We start from the raw sequence: 3,023 nt of genomic DNA on the forward strand, positions 1-3,023 counted from the left end.
CCCCGGCACCGCCCTGGGCGTTGCCGACTCCCCCGGCCCCGCCCGTTCCGCCATTGCCGGCGAGCACGCTGGCAACGCCGCCGTTTCCGCCGTTGCCGCCGGCTGCCGCGCCGAACCCGCCGTCCCCGCCAGATCCGCCCGAGCTGAACAGCAGGCCCGCATTGCCGCCGGCTCCACCGGCGCCCCCAGTGGCCAGTGGGCCGTCTCCGCCATGCCCGCCGGCGCCGCCGGCGCCGAAAAGCAAGCCGCCGGCGCCGCCTATCCCGCCGCTACCGCCATTGCCGACGAAGTTGTTGAAGCCGACCAGCACCCCGGCACCCCCAGCGCCACCGGCACCGCCAGCGCCCAGCAAACCAGCGCCCCCACCGGCCCCGCCGTTGCCGCCGTTGCCGGTACCGCCTAACGCCGCGCCGCCCAGACCGCCGATCCCGCCGTTGCCCCAGACCAACCCGCCGGCGCCGCCGGCGCCGCCGGTTCCGCCGGTTCCGCCCGCCGAGTAACCTCCGGCCCCGCCGGCGCCGCCGCTGCCGAACAAGCCGGCGGCTCCGCCTCTGCCACCCGTTCCGCCGCCGGTGCCGACCGTGTCCGGTGTGCCGGACCCACCGGCCCCGCCGTCGCCGAGCAACCAGCCGGCGTCGCCGCCGTTATTCCCGGTTCCGGGCGCTCCGTTAGCGCCGTTGCCGATCAGCGGGCGCCCAGTCAATGTCTGGCTTGGCGCGTTTACCGCGTCGAGCAGGGCCTGCAACGGCGAAGCACTAGCGGCTTCGGCGCTGGCATAGGCGCTTGCGCCGGCGGTCAATGCCTGGACGAACCGCTGATGAAATGCCGTCGCCTGGGCGCTGAGCGCCTGATACCCCTCGGCATGCCCGGAGAAAAGGGCCGCGATCGCTAATGACACCTCGTCCTCGGCCGCAGCCGAGAGCGCCGTAATCGGGGCCGCTGCCGTCGCGTTAGCCGCGCTCAGTGCCGAGCCGAGACTCGCCAGATCCGTTGCCACCGTTTCCAGCACCTGCGGTGCTGCTATCACAAACGACAATCTGATACCTCCGGTCGACGCACACCGTATCCCGAAAGTCGGTAGCGCGTCGTACTTTTCAGCGCCGGCGGAGTAAGCGCGCCCGGTGACGTGGAGCCGCGCATCCTACGAGACGAATCCGGGGCCGCCCGCGCCCGGATGGCGCCGACGGTGTTCGGCGGTTATGTGTCAGCATGTCCGGATGACTGTTCGCAGGCTTGCTCGCATCGTTGGTAGCTCGGTGGCGACGAGTTGGGCGCTCCTGAGCGCGCCGCTCGCGCTCGCCCCAGCCGCTGCCGCCGACCCATGTTCGGATGTCGCGGTTGTTTTCGCTCGCGGCACCCATCAAGAACCCGGCCTTGGCAACGTCGGCCAGGCGTTCAGCGACTCGCTCACCTCGCAGCTCGCAGGACGCTCGGTCGCCGTCTACGCGGTGAATTACCCGGCCAACGACGACTACCACAACAGCGCGGCAAGCGGTTCGGACGACGCGAGCGCCTACATTCGGCAGACCGTCGCCAGCTGCCCGAACACCAAGCTTGTGCTGGGCGGTTATTCCCAGGGCGCGACGGTCATCGACTTGGCCAGCTCAGCGTTACCGCCTCAGACCGCCGACCACGTGGCCGCGGTCGCGCTCTTCGGTGAACCAAGCAGCGGATTCTCCAGCATGTTGTGGGGCGGCCAGCCGCTGCCCACAATCAGCCCGCTGTACAGCGCAAAGACCGTCAACATGTGCGCGGCCGACGATTTCATCTGCACCGGCGGTGGCAGCTTTGCGGCGCACGTCTCGTATGTCGAAACCGGGATGACAACCCAGGCAGCGACATTCGCGGCCGACAAAGTGACTCAACTGCCGCAACACGCCTGACCGGAAAGCTGCGGCGCTCCGTCGATTACCTTCGACGTTATGGCTGAAGTTACCGGCAACGCCCCAATCGACGACGTATCCCCCGGCGACATCATCACGGTGAACCGTGGCTCCGGTGAACGGCACTACAAGGTGGTGTTCAAGGACACCGCCGACGCCGGGTACGTGCTCACGCTCGAAGGCGACGGCGGTGAAACCTTCGCGCTGGATCTCGCTGCCGGCACCACGGTCAAGCGCTCGCTGCAGTCGAAGTGGGAATCCGTGCAGAGCCCGACGCCGCATTCGGAGATTTAACGGACAGGTCACGGCTTATTGAAGATTGTCGTCCCGGTTCCGCCGGGGCTGTTCGAGATATAGATCTGATTATTGGCAAAGGGGAAGTTTCCGGTGTTCATCGTGCTGCCGGTGGTGACCGTGGGGGTGTAACCCGGGGCTGTCGTCCATTGGTACAGCAGCGTCGAACCGTCGCTTGTGTACACATCGATGACCGTTCCCGCCGCCAGCGGTCCCGAGGTTTGACCATTGCCGAGTAGGTAGGACGGCATGGTCCCGGTGACGCCACCGGAGTCGATGATCGCCGTAACGGCTTGCTGCGGACCACCATTGATGCTGACATTCACCGTACTGATCGGCGCTCCGGGCACCTCGACGCGGGGAGACCCGGTGTTTGGCCCGAAATGCAGCTTCCCGCCTTGCTGGTCGATCAGCACACCCTGATTGAGGTCCCCGCCCAAGGCCGTGGTGGGACTGCTGGGTCCGGGGCCCACGGCGTTGGGACCGATACCGAGCACGCTGGTGACGCCGGCCGGAGCGAAATAACCTTCGAACGTCTGCGGGAAGGACAGCAACACCACATTGACCGGCGTCGGCGCGGTGACGACACCGTTGCCGAAATCGACCGGCATGTTGTAGGTCGCATATATATAGGTCAGTCCGCCGCTGTACCCGCTGATGCCGAACGAGCTGGGCAGGCCCAGACGCAAAACACCCAGCGGGCCACCAAAGGCAGTGGGTGTGACGACAAGGCCCTCTGAGCCGGTGTCGACGAGGGATTGGATACTCGGTCCGCCGTTGACGGACAGGTTCACCGCCGGCTCGGTACCCGCATTGACGTGCATGAATGCGGTTCTGCCGTCAATA

General features: G+C 67.2%; 4 protein-coding genes. 2 read left to right on the forward strand and 2 right to left on the reverse strand.

The genetic code is table 11. From position 1 onward, the window contains the following. The coding region (locus BST12_RS28575; protein ID WP_139802029.1) for a PE family protein at positions 1-1,036 on the reverse strand (1,036 nt) is incomplete at its 3' end. Between the two features lie 181 nt (positions 1,037-1,217). Here BST12_RS28575 and BST12_RS28580 point away from each other — a divergent pair. Then, on the forward strand, positions 1,218-1,883 hold the full coding sequence (locus tag BST12_RS28580) for a cutinase family protein (RefSeq protein WP_083116505.1): 666 nt from the start codon (positions 1,218-1,220) through the stop codon (positions 1,881-1,883). 39 nt (positions 1,884-1,922) lie between these two features. Continuing rightward, on the forward strand, positions 1,923-2,177 hold the full coding sequence (locus tag BST12_RS28585; RefSeq protein ID WP_083116506.1) for a hypothetical protein: 255 nt from the start codon (positions 1,923-1,925) through the stop codon (positions 2,175-2,177). An 8-nt stretch (positions 2,178-2,185) separates the two neighbouring features. Here the strand turns inward: BST12_RS28585 and BST12_RS28590 are convergent. Next, on the reverse strand, positions 2,186-3,023 hold an 838-nt coding region (locus BST12_RS28590), incomplete at its 5' end, for a PecA family PE domain-processing aspartic protease (RefSeq protein WP_170062228.1).

The organism is Mycobacterium angelicum, from assembly GCF_002086155.1.
GTDB classification, from domain to species: Bacteria; Actinomycetota; Actinomycetes; order Mycobacteriales; family Mycobacteriaceae; genus Mycobacterium; species Mycobacterium angelicum.